The organism is Gemmatimonadales bacterium (assembly GCA_041390145.1).
Classification (GTDB): Bacteria; Gemmatimonadota; Gemmatimonadetes; order Gemmatimonadales; family GWC2-71-9; genus SPDF01.
The window spans coordinates 24,801-43,166 of record JAWKQM010000007.1 but is presented as its reverse complement, the minus strand read 5'-3'; the positions used below and the strand labels follow the sequence as shown (position 1 = coordinate 43,166).

17 protein-coding genes are annotated in these 18,366 nt (G+C 67.5%); 7 read left to right on the top strand and 10 right to left on the bottom strand.

Going from position 1 to position 18,366, the window contains the following annotated elements:
• Positions 1 to 179: 179 nt before the first annotated feature.
• From R2910_07595 to R2910_07575, 5 genes are all read right to left on the bottom strand, one after another.
• Complete coding sequence (locus R2910_07595) at positions 180 to 635, bottom strand: DUF2269 family protein (GenBank protein MEZ4412827.1); 456 nt, start codon at positions 633 to 635, stop codon at positions 180 to 182.
• Positions 628 to 1,389: a lysophospholipid acyltransferase family protein gene (locus R2910_07590; protein ID MEZ4412826.1), complete on the bottom strand. Its 762-nt coding sequence runs from the start codon at positions 1,387 to 1,389 to the stop codon at positions 628 to 630. Before R2910_07590 ends, R2910_07595 begins: the two co-directional genes overlap by 8 nt.
• A gap of 8 nt (positions 1,390 to 1,397) precedes the next feature.
• Positions 1,398 to 2,297 (bottom strand): phytoene/squalene synthase family protein, encoded by a 900-nt coding sequence (locus R2910_07585; protein MEZ4412825.1) that lies wholly within the window; start codon positions 2,295 to 2,297, stop codon positions 1,398 to 1,400.
• Positions 2,297 to 3,847: a phytoene desaturase family protein gene (gene crtI, locus R2910_07580; GenBank protein ID MEZ4412824.1), complete on the bottom strand. Its 1,551-nt coding sequence runs from the start codon at positions 3,845 to 3,847 to the stop codon at positions 2,297 to 2,299. The genes R2910_07585 and crtI overlap by 1 nt, the downstream gene beginning before the upstream one ends.
• 61 nt (positions 3,848 to 3,908) lie before the next feature.
• A complete protein-coding gene (locus R2910_07575) occupies positions 3,909 to 4,775 on the bottom strand; it encodes a MerR family transcriptional regulator (GenBank protein ID MEZ4412823.1) in 867 nt (288 codons plus the stop codon).
• A gap of 153 nt (positions 4,776 to 4,928) precedes the next feature.
• Here R2910_07575 and tkt point away from each other — a divergent pair, with 153 nt between their 5' ends.
• The 3 genes from tkt to R2910_07560 are packed head-to-tail and all read left to right on the top strand — an operon-like array spanning position 4,929 to position 9,478.
• Positions 4,929 to 7,061 carry a transketolase gene (tkt, locus tag R2910_07570; GenBank protein MEZ4412822.1) on the top strand — a complete coding sequence of 711 codons (2,133 nt, stop codon included), beginning with the start codon at positions 4,929 to 4,931 and terminating at the stop codon, positions 7,059 to 7,061.
• Positions 7,058 to 8,161 carry a transaldolase gene (gene tal / locus R2910_07565; protein ID MEZ4412821.1) on the top strand — a complete coding sequence of 368 codons (1,104 nt, stop codon included), beginning with the start codon at positions 7,058 to 7,060 and terminating at the stop codon, positions 8,159 to 8,161. Before tkt ends, tal begins: the two co-directional genes overlap by 4 nt.
• A gap of 30 nt (positions 8,162 to 8,191) precedes the next feature.
• Complete coding sequence (locus tag R2910_07560; GenBank protein MEZ4412820.1) at positions 8,192 to 9,478, top strand: dicarboxylate/amino acid:cation symporter; 1,287 nt, start codon at positions 8,192 to 8,194, stop codon at positions 9,476 to 9,478.
• Positions 9,479 to 9,619: 141 nt separating this feature from the next.
• Here the strand turns inward: R2910_07560 and R2910_07555 are convergent, their stop codons facing one another.
• The 4 genes from R2910_07555 to R2910_07540 form a co-directional block, all read right to left on the bottom strand.
• Complete coding sequence (locus R2910_07555) at positions 9,620 to 11,887, bottom strand: hypothetical protein (GenBank protein MEZ4412819.1); 2,268 nt, start codon at positions 11,885 to 11,887, stop codon at positions 9,620 to 9,622.
• A 152-nt stretch (positions 11,888 to 12,039) separates the two neighbouring features.
• Entirely contained in the window at positions 12,040 to 12,969 is a 930-nt protein-coding gene (locus tag R2910_07550; protein MEZ4412818.1) for a glutamate--tRNA ligase family protein, read from the bottom strand.
• Entirely contained in the window at positions 12,966 to 13,457 is a 492-nt protein-coding gene (locus R2910_07545) for a hypothetical protein (protein MEZ4412817.1), read from the bottom strand. The genes R2910_07550 and R2910_07545 overlap by 4 nt, the downstream gene beginning before the upstream one ends.
• Before the next feature lie 65 nt (positions 13,458 to 13,522).
• Positions 13,523 to 13,816 carry a DUF2834 domain-containing protein gene (locus tag R2910_07540; protein MEZ4412816.1) on the bottom strand — a complete coding sequence of 98 codons (294 nt, stop codon included), beginning with the start codon at positions 13,814 to 13,816 and terminating at the stop codon, positions 13,523 to 13,525.
• Positions 13,817 to 14,508: 692 nt separating this feature from the next.
• On the opposite strand from R2910_07540, the gene R2910_07535 reads away from it, so the two are divergent.
• The 4 genes from R2910_07535 (at position 14,509) to R2910_07520 (ending at position 17,345) form a co-directional block, all read left to right on the top strand.
• On the top strand, positions 14,509 to 15,390 hold the full coding sequence (locus R2910_07535) for a MipA/OmpV family protein (protein ID MEZ4412815.1): 882 nt from the start codon (positions 14,509 to 14,511) through the stop codon (positions 15,388 to 15,390).
• Positions 15,391 to 15,409: 19 nt separating this feature from the next.
• Entirely contained in the window at positions 15,410 to 16,015 is a 606-nt protein-coding gene (locus R2910_07530) for a TetR/AcrR family transcriptional regulator (GenBank protein ID MEZ4412814.1), read from the top strand.
• A gap of 68 nt (positions 16,016 to 16,083) precedes the next feature.
• Complete coding sequence (locus R2910_07525; protein ID MEZ4412813.1) at positions 16,084 to 16,926, top strand: CPBP family intramembrane glutamic endopeptidase; 843 nt, start codon at positions 16,084 to 16,086, stop codon at positions 16,924 to 16,926.
• On the top strand, positions 16,926 to 17,345 hold the full coding sequence (locus tag R2910_07520) for a hypothetical protein (GenBank protein ID MEZ4412812.1): 420 nt from the start codon (positions 16,926 to 16,928) through the stop codon (positions 17,343 to 17,345). The genes R2910_07525 and R2910_07520 overlap by 1 nt, the downstream gene beginning before the upstream one ends.
• Before the next feature lie 433 nt (positions 17,346 to 17,778).
• Here the strand turns inward: R2910_07520 and R2910_07515 are convergent, their stop codons facing one another.
• Entirely contained in the window at positions 17,779 to 18,342 is a 564-nt protein-coding gene (locus tag R2910_07515; GenBank protein MEZ4412811.1) for a hypothetical protein, read from the bottom strand.
• Between the last annotated feature and the right edge of the window lie 24 nt (positions 18,343 to 18,366).

Sequence of the window (18,366 nt, the reverse complement as noted above, 5' to 3'; positions counted from 1 at the left end):
CCATCCGGGCCGCCTAATGCGTTGTCAATTCAACCCTTAAAACTACCACGCGGGACCACTTCACGACAGCCCCCCGCCCCGCCGGCACCCGATCGCCGCTAGGAATCCGACCCATAGCTGCAATGTAAGCCGTTGTATCTCTTATACTTACATCGATACGACCCGAAGAAGCCACCGGGCTAGCCGCCCCGCTTGCTGACCATCGACCAGAGGCCGTAGAACAGGATGGCCGTCGATATCCATCCCACAACGCTCCAGCGCAGGAACACCCTCCGGATCCCTGCAGTGTCATCCGCCGACATCCGCTCGAGCCGAAACTGGTCGGGGACCAGGACGATCAGCCAGAGCACCGTGGCCAGCGCCAGGGCTGCGACACCCCTGACCAGCCAGGGGGTGCCCCAGAACGGGATCTCGGTGATGAGGATCAGCTGGATTCCCGAAAAGGTGAGGAGGCTGGCCCCGCCGACCGTGAAGAGCAGGTCGGTCCAGAGGATGGCCCGCGCCACCGGACGGAACGGCAGTGCGGTGCGCTGGGCATAGAGGAACGCCGCCCAGAACCCCGTCACGGTCACGTTGCCGACCAGGAGCACGGCCCCGAGCACGTGCAGCACCCGCCAGGTGGGATAATCAACCATTGCGTTCCTCATACGGACCATCGAGCCATCCGAGCCGGTGCCGGATGCGGTCGAGTCGCTTGTTGAGCGAGGGAGCGCCCGGCACCAGGACCCGGAACGCCTCCAACATTTCACGGTCGCGCGCGGCATCGAGGTCGCGGAGCACCTCGGAGAGTCGGTCGCCGATGGCCCGCGTCAGCGCCCGACGCTCGCCGGCGCCGGGCTGGACAATCCAACTCTCCCCCACCCAGGCGAACGCCTCCGGGAGGTGTTCCCCGACATAGCCGTACCGAAATCCCACAGGGCAGATCCGGACCGGCGCGCCGGCCCCGAGTGCGAGATGTGCCGCCCCCGCCTCGAGCGCCCCAAGCGGTTCGGCGGCGGGCCGACGCGCCCCCTGCGGAAACACCCAGAGGCCCGCCCCGGGCGCCAGGACCCCGCGGGCGCGCTCCAGGTCGGCATAGGCGCGCGGCGCAGAGGCCCGGTCGAGCGGCAACGCGCCGACGCGGAGGAAGAACCGATACCGGGCGAGGTGCCGTGCCTCCATCAGCACGTAGAAGGTGGTGCCGAGCGCCCGGCCTGTGAGATAGGCCAGGAACCCGTCCCACCAGTTCGTGTGGTTGGCCACGAAGATCGTGGGCACCTCGGTCAGCTCCGCCACCGGTCCGGTCGGGGAGTGGAGGTGCACCGCGGCGAAGTGGCGGCTGGCAAGCCGCCGGAGGTATCGCTCGAATCCAGCCGCTACCCAGCGTCGCGGCGGGATGGTCGGCTGCATCGTGCTGTTCAGACGGACTGCTCCCTCGGGAGGGCCACCGTGGGAGCGTACTCCTGCCAGAACGCCCGCCCGAGGATGGCGAGCTTGCGCCGCGAGGAGACGTGCGCCCTGACCCGGAACACGTCGTAGTCGTGGCGCTCGATCGCGTCGAGGATGCCCGCGTAGGTCCGCTGCATCAGGCGCACCGTCAGCCGCGACCCGTCCGGCGGGAAGAGATCCACCACGGCGTCGCCGGCGGCGAAGTGCTGCCGCGCGCGCCGGACCTGAAACGCCATGAACCGCCGGAATTCCGGGGTCACCGTCCGGCGTTCGAGGGCCGCCCGGTCCAGCCCGAACGCTGCGAGCTCATCAGCCGGAAGATAGACCCGCCCCTCGGCGAGGTCCTCGCCGACATCACGCAGCACGTTGGTGAGCTGCATGGCGATGCCGAGCCGCACGCCGTTCGACTCGAACCCGGTGCGCTCCGCGCCGAGCACGGGGCCCAGCATCAGGCCGACGACGCCCGCCACCTGGTAGGAGTAGCGCTCGAGCTCGGCGAAATTCCGCATCGTCACCGGATCGAGGTCGGTCGCGACGCCGTCGAGCAGCTCGAGCAGTGGCCGGAGCGGAATGGGATGCCGTCGCAGGGTGTCCGCGAAGGCGAGCCAGCGGGGGGACTCGGGTGCCGCCCCTCCATGGAGTGCGCGCACCGTGGCACCGAGAACGGCGAGCTGTTCGCGCACCTCCTCCACAGGGCGATTGCCGCGGAGGTCGACGAGATTGTCGGCGTAGCGGCAGTAATCATAGAGCGCAAAAATGGAGCGGCGCTTTGCGAGCGGCACGAACCGGCTCGCAAAGTAGAAGCTCTTGGCCCAGTGAGCGGTCACCCGCTCCGCGGCGGCATAGCTCTGCTCCAGCGCCCCCGTCATCACGCCGCCACCCCCTGCTCGGCCATGATCCGTTCCACCACCAGCCGGGAGGAGATCAACACCATCGGCACACCGCACCCCGGATGGGTGCTCTGCCCCACGAAGAAGAGGTTAGTGCACTCGGCGTGGCGGTTGTGCGGCCGGAAGTAGCCGACCTGGTCAATGCCGTGCGCCAGCCCGAAGGCCTCGCCGCGGGTGGCGCTCAGCTGCACCTGGAAGTCGGCCGGGGTGAAGATCCGCTTGGTGATCAGCCGCCGGCGGAGGTCCGTGAGGCCGAACTTCTCGAGGCGCTCAAGCATGCCGGCCTCAAGCCGGGGACCCTCGACCGCCCAGTCGATGGGTCGGGCCGGGTCCTGGCTGGGGACCGGTACCAGGATGTAGATGTTCTCGGCGTTCTTGGGCGCGAGCGCCGGGTCGGTCTTGCTCGGATTGCAGATGTAGAACGCGGGGTCGGCCGGGACCTGGTGCCGCTCGAAGATGTCGTCGCAGGCGCGGCGGAGATCGCTCGGCACGATCAGGTTGTGGTGCGGGAGGTCGGGGTACTCCCCCTCCACCCCGAGATACATCAGGAACGCCGAGCAGCTGAAGTCGAATCGGTCGATGCCCTGATAGGGCTCGCCCAGCAGCGACTCGTAGGCATAGGGCAGGTCGGCGTTGACCAGCACAATGTCGGCCTCCCGGCGCCGACCGTCCGCCAGGACGACCCCGCTCACCCGGTTGCCGTCCCGCTCAAGCGCAGACACCTCGGTGTTGAACTCGAACTCCACGCCCAGTTCCTCGGCGAGGCGCGTGAGGGCCCGCGGAATCGCGTGCATCCCGCCCATCGGGAAGTAGAGACCGCCGGCCACTTCGGTATACGGCAGCAGGCTGTAGATGGCGGGCGACTCGTAGGGCGAGAGCCCGAGGTAGAGCGACTGGAAGCTGAACGCCTGCTGCAGGCGTTCATCCTTGAAGTAGCGACCGACCATCTTCTGCAACCGCTCCATGGCGCGCGCGCGGAGGAGCAGCAGCCCGTTCTTCAGGTTGAAGAAGTCGCGACGGCGGTGGACGTTGCGGTCGACGAACGCCGCGAGCCCGATCGTGTACAGCTTGGCCGTCTCGGCGAGAAAGCGGAGGAACCGCGGCCCGACCCCCGGCTCGATCCGCTCCACGCCTTCGAGCATCCGGTTGATGCGGCTCGTCACGTCCAGCGAGGTGCCATCGGCGTAGTAGACCCGGTAGTTCGGGTCGAGCTGCCGCAGGTCGAGGTAATCCTCGAGCTTCCGCCCCGCGTCCGTGAACACCTTGCGCAGGTAGTCGGTCATCAGGAGCAGGGTGGGACCGGTGTCGAACTGGAAACCCTCCGACTCCCAGAGGCCGCAGCGGCCCCCCGGGGTGGCGTGCCGTTCAAGCACGCGGACCCGGTAGCCCTGGGCGGCGAGCCGCACGGCGGCGGCGAGCCCGCCGAGGCCAGCGCCGACCACCAGCACGTCGCGGGAGGACGATGATTCAGGGGAAGCGACCTGGGACCCGGCGTCGGCGCGCCTGGGCTCTGCAAGGACAGTGGCCACGGTGGACTCCTGGAACTGCCGCGTCAACCGGAATCGGCCGGGTGATCGGCGATCGGCCGCGCTAGCGGCGAACGGTGGGCGCTGCGCGCCCCAGTTCCATCTCGAACCCGTGACGGCGGAGATTGTTCCCTGCGGACACGGTGCCCCGGCCACCGATGACGGCCCGGACACCGGGGGGAAGACGGGACACAAAGTGGTTCAGCGCGGGGAGGTTCTGCTCGAGCAGCTGGACATTGCTGGCGCTGAGCGCCACGGCGGCCGGTCGGAGGGTCCAGACGGCCTGGATGACCTCGTCCAGCGGAAGGTCGGGACCGAGATACTGGACCTGCCAGCCCAGGCCCTGCGCCTGCGCCAGGGTGGCGAGCAGCCCCCATTCGTGTCGTTCGCCTGGAAGGCCCGCGGCCAGGAGGACCGGCCCTTCGCATGCCGAGTCGCGGAGCGCCCCCTTGAGCGCGTGTACGATGACTTCGCTCGCCAGATGCTCGGAGGCAATCGGCAGTTTCCCCAGGGTCCAGAGGTCGCCGACCTGGGTGGCCAGGGGGAGGACAATCTCACTGGCAAACCGCTGCAGGCCGAGGTGGCGGAGGCGGTCGGTCACCAGCGTCTCGAGGCGGGCGCGGTCGTAGCCGCGGACCGCCTCGATGAAGGGGGACACCGGTGACTCGTCGCCGACCGCGATCTCCGCCCTGGCCAGGACCTCGTCCCGGGGCTGCGCGGCCAAGTCGCCGATTCGCTCCCCCGCCCGGACGAGCCGCGCAAACGCCCGCAACAGCGCCACCTGCGCGGCGCTGTACGCCCGATAGCCATTCTCCTGGCGCTCGGGACGCACCACATCGTACCGGCGCTCCCAGGCCCGAAGCCGTGCCGTCCCCAACCCGGTCAGTTCGGCCACTTCGTGGATTTCGTAGGTACGGGGGGATTGGGTCACGGGCGACAAGATGCCTGCCGGATTGGGAGATGTCAAAGGTTCAATGCGAAAAGCGTGTACGGCCTTCATACCCCTGATCGTCCAAAAGGTCCCGCCAGGCTCCCCCGCGACCCGTCCGGGTTGGTGACGGCGGGTAACGGCGCACGGCGCCCCATGTTATTTTCCGACCGTTCAACGCCACCGCCTCGCCACCGCATCACACCACACCGGAGTCGGGTCCTGACGCCTCACATCGCCGCGCCTCGTGCCAACGCCCCGACCGCCGTCCCCGTCCAGCCCGATGTCGCGTGGACCAGCATCAACACCATCCGCGTCCTCGCCATGGAGGCGGTCGAGCAGGCCAACTCCGGGCACCCCGGCACGCCGATGGCGCTGGCCCCGGCGGCGTATCTGCTCTGGACGCGGCACCTGAAGCACAGCCCCCGTCATCCCGACTGGGCCGACCGCGACCGCTTCGTCCTTTCATGCGGCCACGCGTCGATGCTGCTCTACGGGCTGCTGCACCTGACCGGCTATGACCTCTCCCTCGACGACATCCGTCAATTCCGTCAGTGGGGATCCCGCACGCCTGGCCACCCCGAGCGCGGCCACACCGCGGGCGTGGAGACCACCACCGGCCCCCTCGGCCAGGGGATCGGCAATGCCGTCGGCATGGCGATGGCGGAACGGTTTCTGGCCGACCGTTTCAATCGTCCGGACGGCGTCCTCGTTGACCACCGCACCTGGGTGCTCGCGAGCGACGGTGACCTGATGGAGGGAGTGGCGTCGGAGGCGGCTTCACTGGCCGGCCACCTGCGCCTCGGCAAGCTCACGGTCATCTACGACGACAACAGCATCACCATCGACGGCCGGACCGACCTCTCCCTTTCCGAGGATGTCGGCGCCCGCTTCGAGGCGTACGGCTGGCGCGTGCTCCGGGTGGACGACGGCAACGACCTCGCCGCCATCGACGCCGCCCTGCGCGATGCGGGAGCCCAGGAAGAGCGGCCCACGCTGATCGTGCTGCGAACCGTCATCGGCGATCCGGCCCCCACCAAGCGGGACACTTCCGGCGCCCACGGCGCGCCGCTCGGCGCCGAGGAGATTCGCAAGACGAAGGCGATTCTCGGCTGGCCCGACGAAGCGTTCTTCGTCCCCGACGCTGCCCGCGCAGACATGGGCGAGGTGGCGCGTCGGGGCGCGGGGGTGGAGGCGGCCTGGACGGCGCGCCGCGCGGCCTACGCGGCCACCTACCCCACCGAGGCGGCGCAATTCGCGCAGTGGCTCGCCGGAAAACTCCCTGAAGGCTGGGATGCCAAGCTGCCCGTCTTCGGCGTGGAGGCAAAGGCGGTCGAGACCCGCAAGGCATCCGCCGCCGCGCTCAAGGTGCTGGCCGCGGCGCTGCCGAACCTGGTGGGTGGCTCGGCCGACCTAGCAGGAAGCACGGGGACGGCACATGGGCTGGGCGGCGACTTCGGCCCCGGCACCGTGGGACAGACCGTGCACTGGGGCATCCGCGAGCACGCGATGGCCGCATGCATGAACGGGATGGCGGCACACGGCGGGATCCGTCCCTTCGGGAGCACCTTCCTGGTGTTCAGCGACTACATGAAGCCGTCGATCCGGCTGGCGGCGTTGATGGGCCTCCCCACGATCTACCTCGGCACCCACGACTCGATCGGCGTCGGCGAGGACGGCCCGACCCACCAGCCGATCGAACAGCTGGCGATGCTGCGGGCCATTCCCAACCTGGTCGTGCTCCGGCCGGGCGACGCCAACGAAACGGTGGAGGCGTGGCGCGCGGCGATCCAGCGACAGGATGGGCCGACGCTGCTGGCCCTGACGCGGCAGAAGCTGCCGGTGCTCGACCGGGGCAGCCTGGGTTCGGCGGACGGGGTACGCCGAGGGGGCTATGTGCTGTTCGACCCGCCGGGCGGTGCCCAGGCGATCGTCATGGCCACCGGATCAGAGCTCTCGGTGGCGCTTGAAGCCGCGCAGCGCCTGCTCACGGAAGGCACCCGTGTGCGGGTGGTGAGCCTCCCATCGTGGGAGCTCTTCGCCGCGCAGCCCGCTGCCTATCGGGACCAGGTCCTCCCACCCGCCATCCGGGCGCGGGTCAGCGTCGAGGCCGCCACCTCCTTCGGGTGGCACCGCTGGCTGGGCGACGTCGGCGAGGCGGTGAGCCTCGACCACTTCGGCGCCTCGGCGCCGGGCGAGCGACTCTTCGAGGAATTCGGCTTTACCGCGGCCCATGTGGCGGACACCATCCGCCGTGTGCTGCTCACATCGCAGGGAGCGACATCATGACCACCGACAATCCCCTGGCCCGCCTCGTTGAGCTGGGCCAGAGCATCTGGTACGACTTCATCACCCGGGACCTCCTCTCGAGCGGCAAGCTGCAGGCCCTCATTGCCGGCGACGGCCTCCGCGGCATGACGTCGAACCCGACGATCTTCGAGAAGGCAATTACGGGCAGCGCGGACTACGACGACGACATCCGTCGGCTCGCCGCCGATGGCCGCGACGCCGAGGCGATTTTCGAGGCGCTGGCCGTCGCGGACGTGCAGGCGGCGTGCGATGCATTCCGGGGCGTCTACGACGCGGCCGACGGGGCAGACGGACTCGTCTCCCTGGAGGTGTCGCCCACGCTGGCCCGCGACGGCGCCGCATCCGAGGCGGCCGCGCGCCACCTCTGGGCCGCGGTGAATCGCCCCAACCTCATGATCAAGATTCCCGGCACGGCGGAAGGGCTCGGCGCCATCGAGCGCTGCCTCGCCGACGGGATCAACATCAACATCACCCTGCTCTTTTCCGTGGATCGCCACCGTGAGGTGATGGAGGCGTACCTGCACGGCCTCGAGCGGCGCGCCGCCTCCGGGCAGCCGATCGACCGGGTGGCCTCGGTGGCGAGCTTCTTCGTGAGCCGGGTCGACACCAAGGTGGACCCGATGCTCGACAAGGCGGGGCACAGCGAATTGCGCGGCACGATTGCCATCGCCAACGCCTGCCTGGCGTACGCCGCGTTCGAGGAGGTCTTCCGGGGTCCGCGGTGGGAGGCACTCGCGGCGAAGGGCGCCAAAGTCCAGCGACCGCTCTGGGCCTCGACCAGCACCAAGGACCCCGCCTTCTCCGACGTGTACTACGTGGAGGCGCTCATCGCGCCGCAGACGGTGAACACCCTCCCCCCCGAGACCTTCGCGGCGTACCGCGACCACGGCGCCCCGGCCGTTCGCATCGCGGAGGGGATGGCAACCGCCGGCGCGCGGCTGGCCGCGCTCGCCACGGCCGGCATCGACATCCGCCGGGTGACGGATGAACTGGAAACGGAAGGCGTGGAGAAGTTTGCCGCCTCGTTCCGTTCGCTACTGAGCGGCATCGAGTCCAAGGCCGGCGCGCTGACCGGCTGATCCGACCCACCAACGGAGAGAGAGCCCCGCATGAAGCTGCACACGAAGATTGCGATCGGCCTGGTGGCGGGGGCTCTCGTCGGCGGGCTCTGCAACCGCCTGTTCAGCGGGGCGCCGTGGCTGGCGTTCGTGTCCGACAACGTGGCCTATCCCGTGGGGCAGGTGTTCCTCCGCCTGCTCTTCATGACGGTGGTGCCGATCGTCTTCACATCGATTGCGGTGGGGGTCGCCGGCATCGGCGACATGAAGACGCTGGGGCGGCTCGGCGGCCGCACGATCGGATACTTCGCGCTGTCCACGCTGATCGCCGCCATCATCGGTTTGACGCTGGTCAACACGATCAAGCCGGGGTCGGGGCTCCCGCCCGGCACCCGTGACGAGCTGATGGCGCGCTTCGCCGGCGGCGCGCAGGGGCTGGCCCAGGCGGGTGCGCAGGACTTCGGGATCAACACCTTCGTGAACATCGTGCCCCGGAATCCCGTGGCCGCCGCCGCCAACATGGACATGCTGGCGCTGATCTTCTTTTCCCTGATCTTCGGCGCGGCCCTCACCATGATCCCGCGGGAAAAGGCCAAGCCGGTCATCACCCTCCTCGAAGGCATCGGCGAGGCGGTCATCGCCATCATCAACCTGGCGATGAAGCTCGCGCCCTACGGCGTGTTCGCCCTCGTCTTCGTCATCACCTCCCAGTTTGGCTGGGGGATCCTGCAGCAGTTGAGCATGTACGTGCTCGTGGTCCTGATCGGCCTGCTGCTGCATGCAACGGTCGGGATCTCGTTCCTGGTCAAGGTCTTCGGTCGAATGAGTCCCCTCAAGTTCTGGAAGGGGATCGAGGCGCCGATCATCACCGCCTTCTCGACCAGCTCGAGCATGGCCACCCTGCCGACCTCCATTGCCACCGCCGAGAGCGAGCTGGGAGTGCAGTCGAAGATCGCGGGGTTCGTCCTGCCGCTGGGCGCCACCATGAACATGAACGGCACCGCCCTCTTCGAGGGGGTGACGGTGCTCTTCCTCGCCCAGGTGTTCGGCGTCCATCTCTCGCTCGGTTCCCAGGTCATCGTGGTGGTGCTGTCCGTCATGACCGCCATCGGCGCCGCGGGCGTCCCCGGCGGCTCGCTGCCCCTGATGATGCTCGTCATGGCGACGGTCGGCGTGCCCCCCGAGGGGATCGCCATCATCCTCGGCGTCGACCGCATCCTGGACATGACCCGGACCACGCTCAATGTGAGCGGTGACATCTCGGCGGCAGTGTACATCGACCGGATCGACCGGGAGATCGAAGGGATGACGCCGGCGGTGGTGGCGGGCGACAGCTGACAGCGGGGCAGCGGGGCAGCGGGGCAGCGGGGCAGCGGGGCAGCGGGGCAGCGGGGCAGCGGGGCAGCGGGGCAGGAAGATAGCGGAATCACAAAGGGGCGCATCTCGATGCGCCCCTTCGCTATTTCACTGCAAACCGCGCTACCGCCGCCGAGTGCCTCCACTGGACCGCGCCGGGGCGCTCCGCTGCGGCATCGGACGGCTGTTCTGCGCACCGCGCTGCCGAGCCTGCGCGTCGCGATTGAGTTGCTGCGACGTGCTGGGCCGCGTGCTCGGCGTGGCGGTACTCGGACGCTGCGACGGCATCGTAGACGCCGTGGGTGGCCGCTGGCTGGGGGGTTGCGCGCCGGTCGTTGGCCGCTGGCTTGGCGTCGCGCCGCCGGTGCTGGCGGACGGCTTCCAGTCGTTCCCCTGCCGCTGGTCGAACGTGCCGTTGCTGTTCTGGCGGTACACATTCCCCGACTTGTCCGCGTAGACGTTGTTCTGCCGGGTGCTCGCGGTCGGCGCGGCGTTGGGCCGGTTCGTCGGGAGGGTGGACGGCTGCGTGGATACCCTGCCACGGTTGCCCGCGTCATTGTAGAGGTTGGCCGGCCGGGTCCCCGCGTACGGCGTGGGCCGGGCGCCCGGCGGCGGCGGGCGATAGGCGGGCGGCCGGTACGCCGGCGGAGGTGGCCGGTACCCGGGCGGACGATAGGGCGGGTAGCCATACCCCGGGGGACGGTAGTAGGGAGGCGGCGGCCGGTAGCCACCGTACCCGTACCACCCGCCACCGTAGCAGCAGGGCCCGCGATAGTACGACGAGCCGAAGTGCACCCCCACCGTCATGAACCCGTTGCTGGCCGTCACCCCGAATCCCCAACCCGTGTAGGGGTTGTAGGTGACATGCATGCCGTAGGTGACCGGCCGGGGGTAGTAGACCACGGGGCTGACGTAGGGTGGATAGTAGTAGCCGGTGCCGTACACCACCGTGCCGTAGTACGGGTAGAAGCCGATGTACCCCGGCGTGTACCCGACATAGACGACCTGCGGCGTGCTCTGGTAGATCTGCACGTACTGGACGTTGTAGACCGGGCTGCTGGGCGGGATCGTCTTCACGGCGGCGGGAACGGAGTCCGCCACCACCCACGGGCCCTTGGCGCTCGCCGAGGTGAACCAGACCGCGTTGTCCACGGCGTAGTACCGCTTGTCGATGAGCAGCACCTGGGTGGCGGTGTTCTCGGCATACTTCACCGAGGTCCCGGGGATGTCCACGAACTTCGGCTCACCATCGTACTGCACCGTGAGCTTGGCGTCGCTTCGGTTGATGACCGCGGTCTGCGGCATCTGGGCGTCACGCAGCGCGTCCTCCGCCTCCGGCGTCCCCGGCACGCTCGCGAGCACGTCGCTGACCGGCGATGTCTTCGGGATCTGGGCGAAGTCGGCCGGCAGCTTCTCCGGATCGACCCACTCCCAGGGTCCCTTGAAGGACCGGGCCCGGAACCAGCGACCCGAAATCAGGGTGTAGATGTCCTGCGAGCTCAGGAGGCGGAGCACCGGCGTCTCGGTGTTCTTTGCGTAGAGGATATCGGTGCCGGAGATTGGCGTCCACGCGGGCGTGCCGCCGAAGGTGAGCAGCTCGGTCGGCTTGGTCGCCACGAGAATCTTGATGCTCTTCGGATCCTCCGGCTCGTCGGTGCTCGAGTCCGGCGGCACCATCTTCCTGATGTCGGCGGGAACGTTCGTGGTGTAGGTCCAGGGACCCTTCACGATCGACGGGGCGGCGTACCAGTCCCATCCGTTGCTCAGGTAGAACGTCTTCTTCGCCGGGTCGGAGATGACGGCGAACGGCGTGTTGACCGCCCGCTCATAACTCGTCCCGTCGATCTTCCGGAGGATGGGCTCGCCCTCGAAGACGACCAGCACGGCCGGTACCTCGGAGACGAGGATCTCCGGTGGTGTCGAGCGGAGGTCGGTGGCCAGCTTGATCTGCTGCTCCGACGCGGCGAGCGAGGCATTGAGCTGTTCCATGGAGATCGGCATGTCCCACTTGGGGACCTCCTGCTCGACCAGGTCGCTGAACTTCTTCTGCTGGTCGGCCGTGGCGTCGGGCCAGCGCACCTCCGTCACCTTCAGCCCGGTGATCTCCGCCACCCGCGTGTCACGGTCCGTGGAGATCGTCGCGACCGACCAGAACATCCCGAAGATCGGCTCCTTGCCCTTCTGCTCCAGGGCCATGGCCGCGCGGCTGTAGAGCTGGTTGCCCCGCAGCGAGTCCACCTGCGGTTGATAGATCACGACGGTCACATTCTTGGCGGGAATCTCCCTGGGCCAGAACTCGCCCTGGGCGTGTCCCGTGGCCCCCACCGCTGCCGCCAGCAGCAGGCCGAGCGCCGCGCCGCGCCGGTGGGTACCGTCCATCACGTTGATCATGCTGCTATCCTCGTCACTGGGCGCCCTGCGTGCGATCGCGAGCGCCGGGTTGGCACGCTGTGCATGGTGCCCCCATCCCGCGGGGACTTCAGGAATCTTAACACCTCCCTCAGGCACAGCTTGGCATCGGCGCAGGAGGGCAGGCGCAGCCCTCAGGAAGTCAGGAAGAGGCCGCCGAGATCGGAGGCAACGAGCGTCGAGCTGGCGGAGAGGAGTCCTGTGGCGTGGGCCGCGGCACCGAGCACCTCGGCGGCCGACATTCCGGCGGCCCGCAGGTCGCGGACGCCGGTGTCGCGGTTGGCCTTGCTGAGCTTGGCGCCGGTTGGCGCCAGGATGAGGGGATGATGCAGGAAGGCCGGCGGCGACTCCCGCCTCAGGAGCCGGGCGAGTCGAATCTGCCGTCCGGTGGACGCCAGGAGATCGGCACCGCGGACGACGAGGTCGACCTCCTGCCGCCAGTCGTCCACCGTCACGGCAAACTGGTAGGTCCACTGGCCGAGGCGGTCGCGGACCAGCAGGTCGCCGCACTGCTCGGCCGGCTCCTGCTCCTGCTCACCCAGGCGGAGATCGGTGAAGCGCTCGGTGCCGTGCTCCATCAGGACGCGCACCCCGTGACCGGGCTGGATAGCCAGCCCCCGATGGCGGCAGCGGCGGTCGTAGGGGGTCTCGACGTTCGGGAGGTCGAGGCCCGACTCGCGCAGCCTCCGGCGAGAACAGTCGCAGGCGAAGAGGAGGCCGGCGGTGGAGAGGCGCTGAAGCTCGCGGTCGTAGAGGGCTCCGCGCTCGCTCTGGCGGTATTCGCACTGGCCGGCGCGGTAGGCGGCAGGGAGTCCGAGGTCGGGCTCGAGGCCGAGCCATTCCAGATCGTCGAGGAGTGCCTCCTCATACTCGGGGCGGGAGCGGCTCCGGTCGTGGTCTTCGACGCGCAGGAGGACGCGTCCGCCGAGGGCGCGGGCGACGCCCCAGACCCAGACGGCGCTCGCGACGTGGCCGAGATGCAGATATCCGGTCGGCGCCGGAGCGAAGCGGGTCAGGGGTGCGCGGGGCGCGGTGGAGGGAAGCCGGAACGGCATGGCGGTCATGGTGCCGCTGATGCGGCAGGCGATTGAGCCGCCTCGGCATCCGGCGTCTTCAGCGCCTGCCAGCCGATCCAGATGGCGGCGATCGCGAGCACCGTGCCGAGAAACCGGATGTCGCGGGCAATCAGGGTATCGCGCCCGAGCACGCCCCATTCGCTGAGCAGGTAGTTCCAGTCGTGTTCCCCACCGCCCACCAGTGGCAGCTCCATGGCCCGGGCATCGGCCACATAGCGCGCGATGTTCCAGCAGTTCTGTCCCGTCCACCAGAGCGGGACGCTGGCGGCGTGCCGGTCGCCGCGGCGCCAGAAGTAGACGACGAAGGCCAGCGGCATGATCAGCTGCAGCAGGGTGCCGCCGAGCGCGGTGAGGATGTCGCCGCCCCAGGCGAACACCAGGTGGCCGGTCTCGTGGATCGGCAGGTCGAGTGCGTCGAGGAAGTGGTACTGGTCGGGCGAGCGGAGGTACCAGACGGTATACAACGCGAGCGCCACCGTCAGGGCCCGGCGCCACGCCCGCTCGGCGCCGGACGGCAGACCGAGCGGGCGGGACGACTCCCTCAGGTGGCCCTCTTCGGAGCCCGCTGGTTCAACCAGACATACATCGGCAAGCTAAAGCCAAATCCCCCGAGGAGCGACAGCGCAACGAACCAGGGCCACTTCACCCGGCCAATCGGATGGCGAGCGAAGTGCGCGGTCAGGAGGACCAGTGCGAGGGTGACATCAAGCATGAAGCTCAGTGCCAATTTGTTCTCCAGGATCGGCCGGAATCCGTCGAACTCGTAGATGAGCCAGTAGACGAACAGACCATTGGGAACGAGCAGCCCGAACAGCGCGATGAACAGCAGCAGCATGAGGTACCGACCTCCCTCGAGGGCACCGAACGGTATGTGATCAGCGCGGGATGTGAAATCCCAGCCTGTTGAATCGCACCTGCCAAACGACCAGGCCGATCAGTCACGAGGGCAGTTGTCAACGCCGCGGATCAGCTTTGCGGGAAAAACCAGTAGGTGTACCCGAAGCGTTCGGAAACAAAGCACTTGGCCGCTGGGCCGGCCCGTTCAAGGTCAACAAAGATCGCGACGCCGGTGTGGCGCCGCGCCTCCCACCTCGGAGCGAAGTGGTCCTGCCCAAGGTATGGGTTGCTGCCGACGAGGGAAAGACAGCGAGCCCGCACTTGGGGAGGGCAGTACCTTGGGCAGCCCCAAATCCGGCGAGCAAACGGCCACAACCGATACCATCTGCCGATCGAAAAGGCCCTCCACCTGGAGGGCCTAAGTCGTTGCGGGGTATCCAGTAACTGCAACACCACAGGGCTAGCCACAGCCACCTTCCCCTAGGTCCCATATTCGGCCGATCCCAAGGAACCCTCTGGTGGGGCAGCGGTTCTCAAAATGGAGTGGGATCAGCTATTGACCGACGGTCGGTCAATTGTTATGTTGAAATCGCCAACGCCGGACTACATGCCTCATTGGGCTGCAGAACCAGGGGAACCGGCCCCCTCATTCGGTTCGCATGCCCGCCAGATGGAGACAGGGAGTACACCATGACGATGACTGAAAGGGCCCACGGACGGCGGTATCTCCTGGAGACTGGCCAGAAGGTCCTGCTCATGCTGGCGTGTACCGCCTCAGCGGCCAGCGCGCAGAATGCAGCGCCACCTCCGAATTGGACCGTGGCAGTGGGGGTAGGCGTCGCGTCCACAAGCATCTATCCCGGCGCCAGGGAACGCTACGTCATGCCGTTCCCCGTCTTCGAAGCATCGTACACGAGGGGCACGCTTTCCTTCTCGGCCTCGATGCTCAACGGACTCGGGATGTCATACTTTCAGCCCTCGACTGGCTTGCTCTGGAGCCTGGCCGTCGCACCTGGCCGACGCCGCGCGCGTGACGGCTATTCCGTACTCGGAATTCGCCAGGAGCACAGCGCGCAGGCGCAGAGTTTCCTGCAATACTCTTCGAACGCGTCCACGCCGGCGTCGGCGGTTGCCATGCTGGCGCTGCCGACCCGAGTGGGGATCTTGGGGGCGACGGTCGGCTACTACCCGACGACCGTCACACCTGCCGAGGCCGGCAGTCCCAAGCAAGTCCACCATGGGATGCAGTACTCCCTGGTCTACATGACGGGCCTCCCCGTCACCGATCGGCTCAGCTTCTCGGGGAAGTTCCAGCTAGCATACATGAGCGGGGGTTTCGCGAGCGCGTGGTATACCGTGGAGCGTGACACCCCGTCGTTGCCGGCGTTCGCGGCCGGGAGCGGCTTCCACGACACCCAGGTCGGCGTCCAGCTAAACTACCGTCTCACCCAGAGAATGGATTTCTCGTTCCTGGCGGCGGAAACCTGGCTGCTCGGCGACGCACGCAAGAGCCCGTTCACTCAGGCTGCGCGCTCGCACGACATTGTTCTCCAGCTCCTCTATCGACTCTAGCCGCAAGAGCCCGACACCCATGCGAACCGTCAAGAAGCCGGACGTCCGACGTCACGAGATCATCGAGGCGGCGACCGAGCTATTCCTCAGCCAGACCTACGACAAGACCACGACCGGTCAGGTCATGGAAGCGCTGGGAATCGCGAAGGGGACGATCTACCACTATTTCTCCTCGAAGGAGCACCTCATGGAGGCGGTGGTTGACGAGCTCGCGGAGGGGTATGTGCGGCGCCGGGAAGCCGAGCTGGCCAATGCCGGGGGCGATGCTCTCGCTCGACTGGCCCTGCTCTTCTCGCCCGAACAGCGCTCCGGAAGCGAGACGAGCGCCATGGAGAGCCTTCACAAGCCCGGTAATGTCAAACTGCATACGCGGCTCCTCGCCGTCCTGGTGCTCCGGCTTGCCCCTGTGGTCGCCGATCTCGTGGCCCAGGGATGTAAGGAGGGAGTCTTCCACACGGAGCATCCGCTCGAGGCAGCCGAGTTGCTCCTGGCCGGGATCCAGTTCCTCACAGATCAGGGCGTCTACCCGTGGGAGAACGAGGCCCTGCTGCGGCGAGCTGGAGCCATCCCGTCCATGGTGGAGCGGGTTCTTGGGGCCGAGCCGGGCTCAATCACCTTCCTCTGAGGAAGAATCAGACATCCAGGCGACGGCCTCCCACGGAGGCCTGCGCATAAACCGACGAGACGAACGCAATGACGACCACCTTTTCCTACCGACCGGGCCGCTACTTCGCGGTGACCTTTCTCGCCACCTACATCCTCTGGATTCTTGGGGCCTGGGCCAGCTTCAACGCGCCGGCACTATACATGCCGCTCATGCTCTTCGGCCTCCTGGCACCGTTCATCGTGTCCTCGGCCATGCTGTTCACGTCCGGGGACCGGACGCTGAAGCGGGAATACCTGGACCGCCTGTACAACCCGAGACGCTTCGATCGCAAGTCCCTCCCGGTCTTTCTCTTCGTGATGCCTGTTGCCGTGCTCCTCTCGATCGCGTTGTCGGTGGCCGGCGGCGGTTCAACGGACCAGTTTGCGCTCGCTGAGGGCTTCTCGTTCTCCACGGGAGCCGTGCCGGTGCTGGTCACGCTCCTGCTTGCCGCCGGGCTCGAGGAGCTCGGGTGGCGTGGGTATGCCTTCGACAGCCTGGAAAGCCGGTTCGGGTTCGTGCGTGCCTCGCTCATCTTCGGCGTGCTCTGGTCACTGTGGCACCTTCCCCTGGTGTTCGTGAAGGACTCGTACCAGTACGGCCTCCTGCAGGAGAACATCTGGTACGCCATCAACTTTTTCGTCAGCATCATCCCGATGGGGATCATCATCAGCTGGATTTGCATGAAGAACGGGCGGAGCGTAATCGCCACGATCGTCTTTCACTTTATCGTGAACATCTCGCAGGAAGCGCTGGCGATGACGCAGACGACGAAGTGCATCGAGACCGGTGTGCTGACCCTCGTCGCATTCGGAATCCTTCTGGCGGACCGGCGGGCCATCCGTACGGGAGACGAGATGCTCGTGTCGCGACCGTTGGCGGAGGCCGTCTGATGCGTAGCGAGACCGCCCGATCCACTCTCGTGGCAAGCATGGCGCTCGTGGGTGCCGTGATCAACGGCGCCTACGGCGCCCACCTCCTGGCCCGATTCGCCGATGCAAGCATCGATGCCGTGGTGCGTGAGGTGCTTGTGTCGGGCATCACGCTGGAACTATCCTGGGCCGCCCTGCTGCTTTGGGCTGTCCGGCATCCGCTCCGGGGGCGTTTCCTCCTCCCGATCACCGGCGGGGCCCTCCTTCTCGGGAACGCGCTGCACAGCTACGCGCTGGTGCGCTTCTACGGCGCAGGCTTGGGAGACGCCACGATGAACCTGACGGTCGGCGTGGGAATCGCATCGCTCTTCGGGCTTGCCTATCATTTCGGCGGGCCATCACCGGTGGCGCTCGTCGGGGGCGACTCGGCTTCGAGGTAACAGGACAGCAGCCGACTCCGGGGACCACAGACCACCGCTGCCAGAATCGCTCACGCCAAAGGCCCTCCACCTGGAGGGCCTCAGTCGTTGCGGGGCAAGTGGCGCCGGCGAGAATCGAACTCGCGAATAGAGGTGTTGCAGTTCCCCCGCCCCGCTTTGCTTTGCATCACGCGGATTCTGCGAAGACCTCTGACTATAGCGGTTGACCGAATGGGTGGTTCTCGCTGATCGCTTTGGCAATTCCCCCGTCATGGCGACTGCTTGCACTCACTCCCGCCAGAACTACGGCAGGTTTACGGCAGGAAGTTGAAGAGGTGGAGTGGCGGCGCCGCAGCTGTCGCCGCAACAGCGCCCTCGTCAGCTGCATGCGCTGGTTCGGCCACATCCCAGGCATCGGTACCGGGCCGGGCCGGGCGGCTGCCTTAAACCCGACCTATGGCGTACTTGCTGCGCCCACCGTTCGGCTTACGATCGTGATCGGCGACGGATACGAAATCGGTCCCAAGGGTGTGTCGATGGACGGGACCGCGCGAAGCACGATCCTGGCCGGATCGGCGTTGAGCCCCGCGAGTCCTGCAGCGAGGTTCACCAGCGTCTCGGCGGGGCCATCAAAGAATTGGAGGAGATTCAGCCGCATTTGCAGTGGAATTACGATGGGTTGGCCTGGGGGGAGCACGTAGCTCGTGTCCAGGACACCCCTGATTGTCTCCTTGTCGTCGAGGTAGAGCGACCAAGCGAGGCGAACCATGGTAGCGGCGGTTCTGTTGTCCGCGGGATTGTCTGCCTGGACGTCGACTCGGAACGTAAGGGGCAGGTCGTTCCGGGCCATCGCCAGTGTGAGCCGGCCGATATCGACAACGGTGAGGTCCTTGTATGACGCGATGCGGTCGAGTGCGACCCCGGCCAATCGGCCTTCCTGGACCCCTGCCAGCGCAAAAGTTACCTGGCGAAGCGCCGCCGCCTGCTGGAGGGTGGCGCATGCGCCGAGACTGCTCATTAGCAGAATCGCGAATATCCAGCG

Excerpts from the sequence above, each read along its gene's own strand:
- R2910_07595 (MEZ4412827.1), bottom strand. The coding sequence starts at position 635 with ATGGTTGATTATCCCACCTGGCGGGTGCTGCACGTGCTCGGGGCCGTG.
- R2910_07590 (MEZ4412826.1), bottom strand. The coding sequence starts at position 1,389 with ATGCAGCCGACCATCCCGCCGCGACGCTGGGTAGCGGCTGGATTCGAG.
- R2910_07585 (MEZ4412825.1), bottom strand. The coding sequence starts at position 2,297 with ATGACGGGGGCGCTGGAGCAGAGCTATGCCGCCGCGGAGCGGGTGACC.
- tkt (MEZ4412822.1), top strand. The coding sequence starts at position 4,929 with ATGTTATTTTCCGACCGTTCAACGCCACCGCCTCGCCACCGCATCACA.
- tal (MEZ4412821.1), top strand. The coding sequence starts at position 7,058 with ATGACCACCGACAATCCCCTGGCCCGCCTCGTTGAGCTGGGCCAGAGC.
- R2910_07560 (MEZ4412820.1), top strand. The coding sequence starts at position 8,192 with ATGAAGCTGCACACGAAGATTGCGATCGGCCTGGTGGCGGGGGCTCTC.
- R2910_07555 (MEZ4412819.1), bottom strand. The coding sequence starts at position 11,887 with ATGATCAACGTGATGGACGGTACCCACCGGCGCGGCGCGGCGCTCGGC.
- R2910_07550 (MEZ4412818.1), bottom strand. The coding sequence starts at position 12,969 with ATGACCGCCATGCCGTTCCGGCTTCCCTCCACCGCGCCCCGCGCACCC.
- R2910_07540 (MEZ4412816.1), bottom strand. The coding sequence starts at position 13,816 with ATGCTGCTGCTGTTCATCGCGCTGTTCGGGCTGCTCGTTCCCAATGGT.
- R2910_07535 (MEZ4412815.1), top strand. The coding sequence starts at position 14,509 with ATGACGATGACTGAAAGGGCCCACGGACGGCGGTATCTCCTGGAGACT.
- R2910_07530 (MEZ4412814.1), top strand. The coding sequence starts at position 15,410 with ATGCGAACCGTCAAGAAGCCGGACGTCCGACGTCACGAGATCATCGAG.
- R2910_07525 (MEZ4412813.1), top strand. The coding sequence starts at position 16,084 with ATGACGACCACCTTTTCCTACCGACCGGGCCGCTACTTCGCGGTGACC.
- R2910_07520 (MEZ4412812.1), top strand. The coding sequence starts at position 16,926 with ATGCGTAGCGAGACCGCCCGATCCACTCTCGTGGCAAGCATGGCGCTC.
- R2910_07515 (MEZ4412811.1), bottom strand. The coding sequence starts at position 18,342 with ATGAGCAGTCTCGGCGCATGCGCCACCCTCCAGCAGGCGGCGGCGCTT.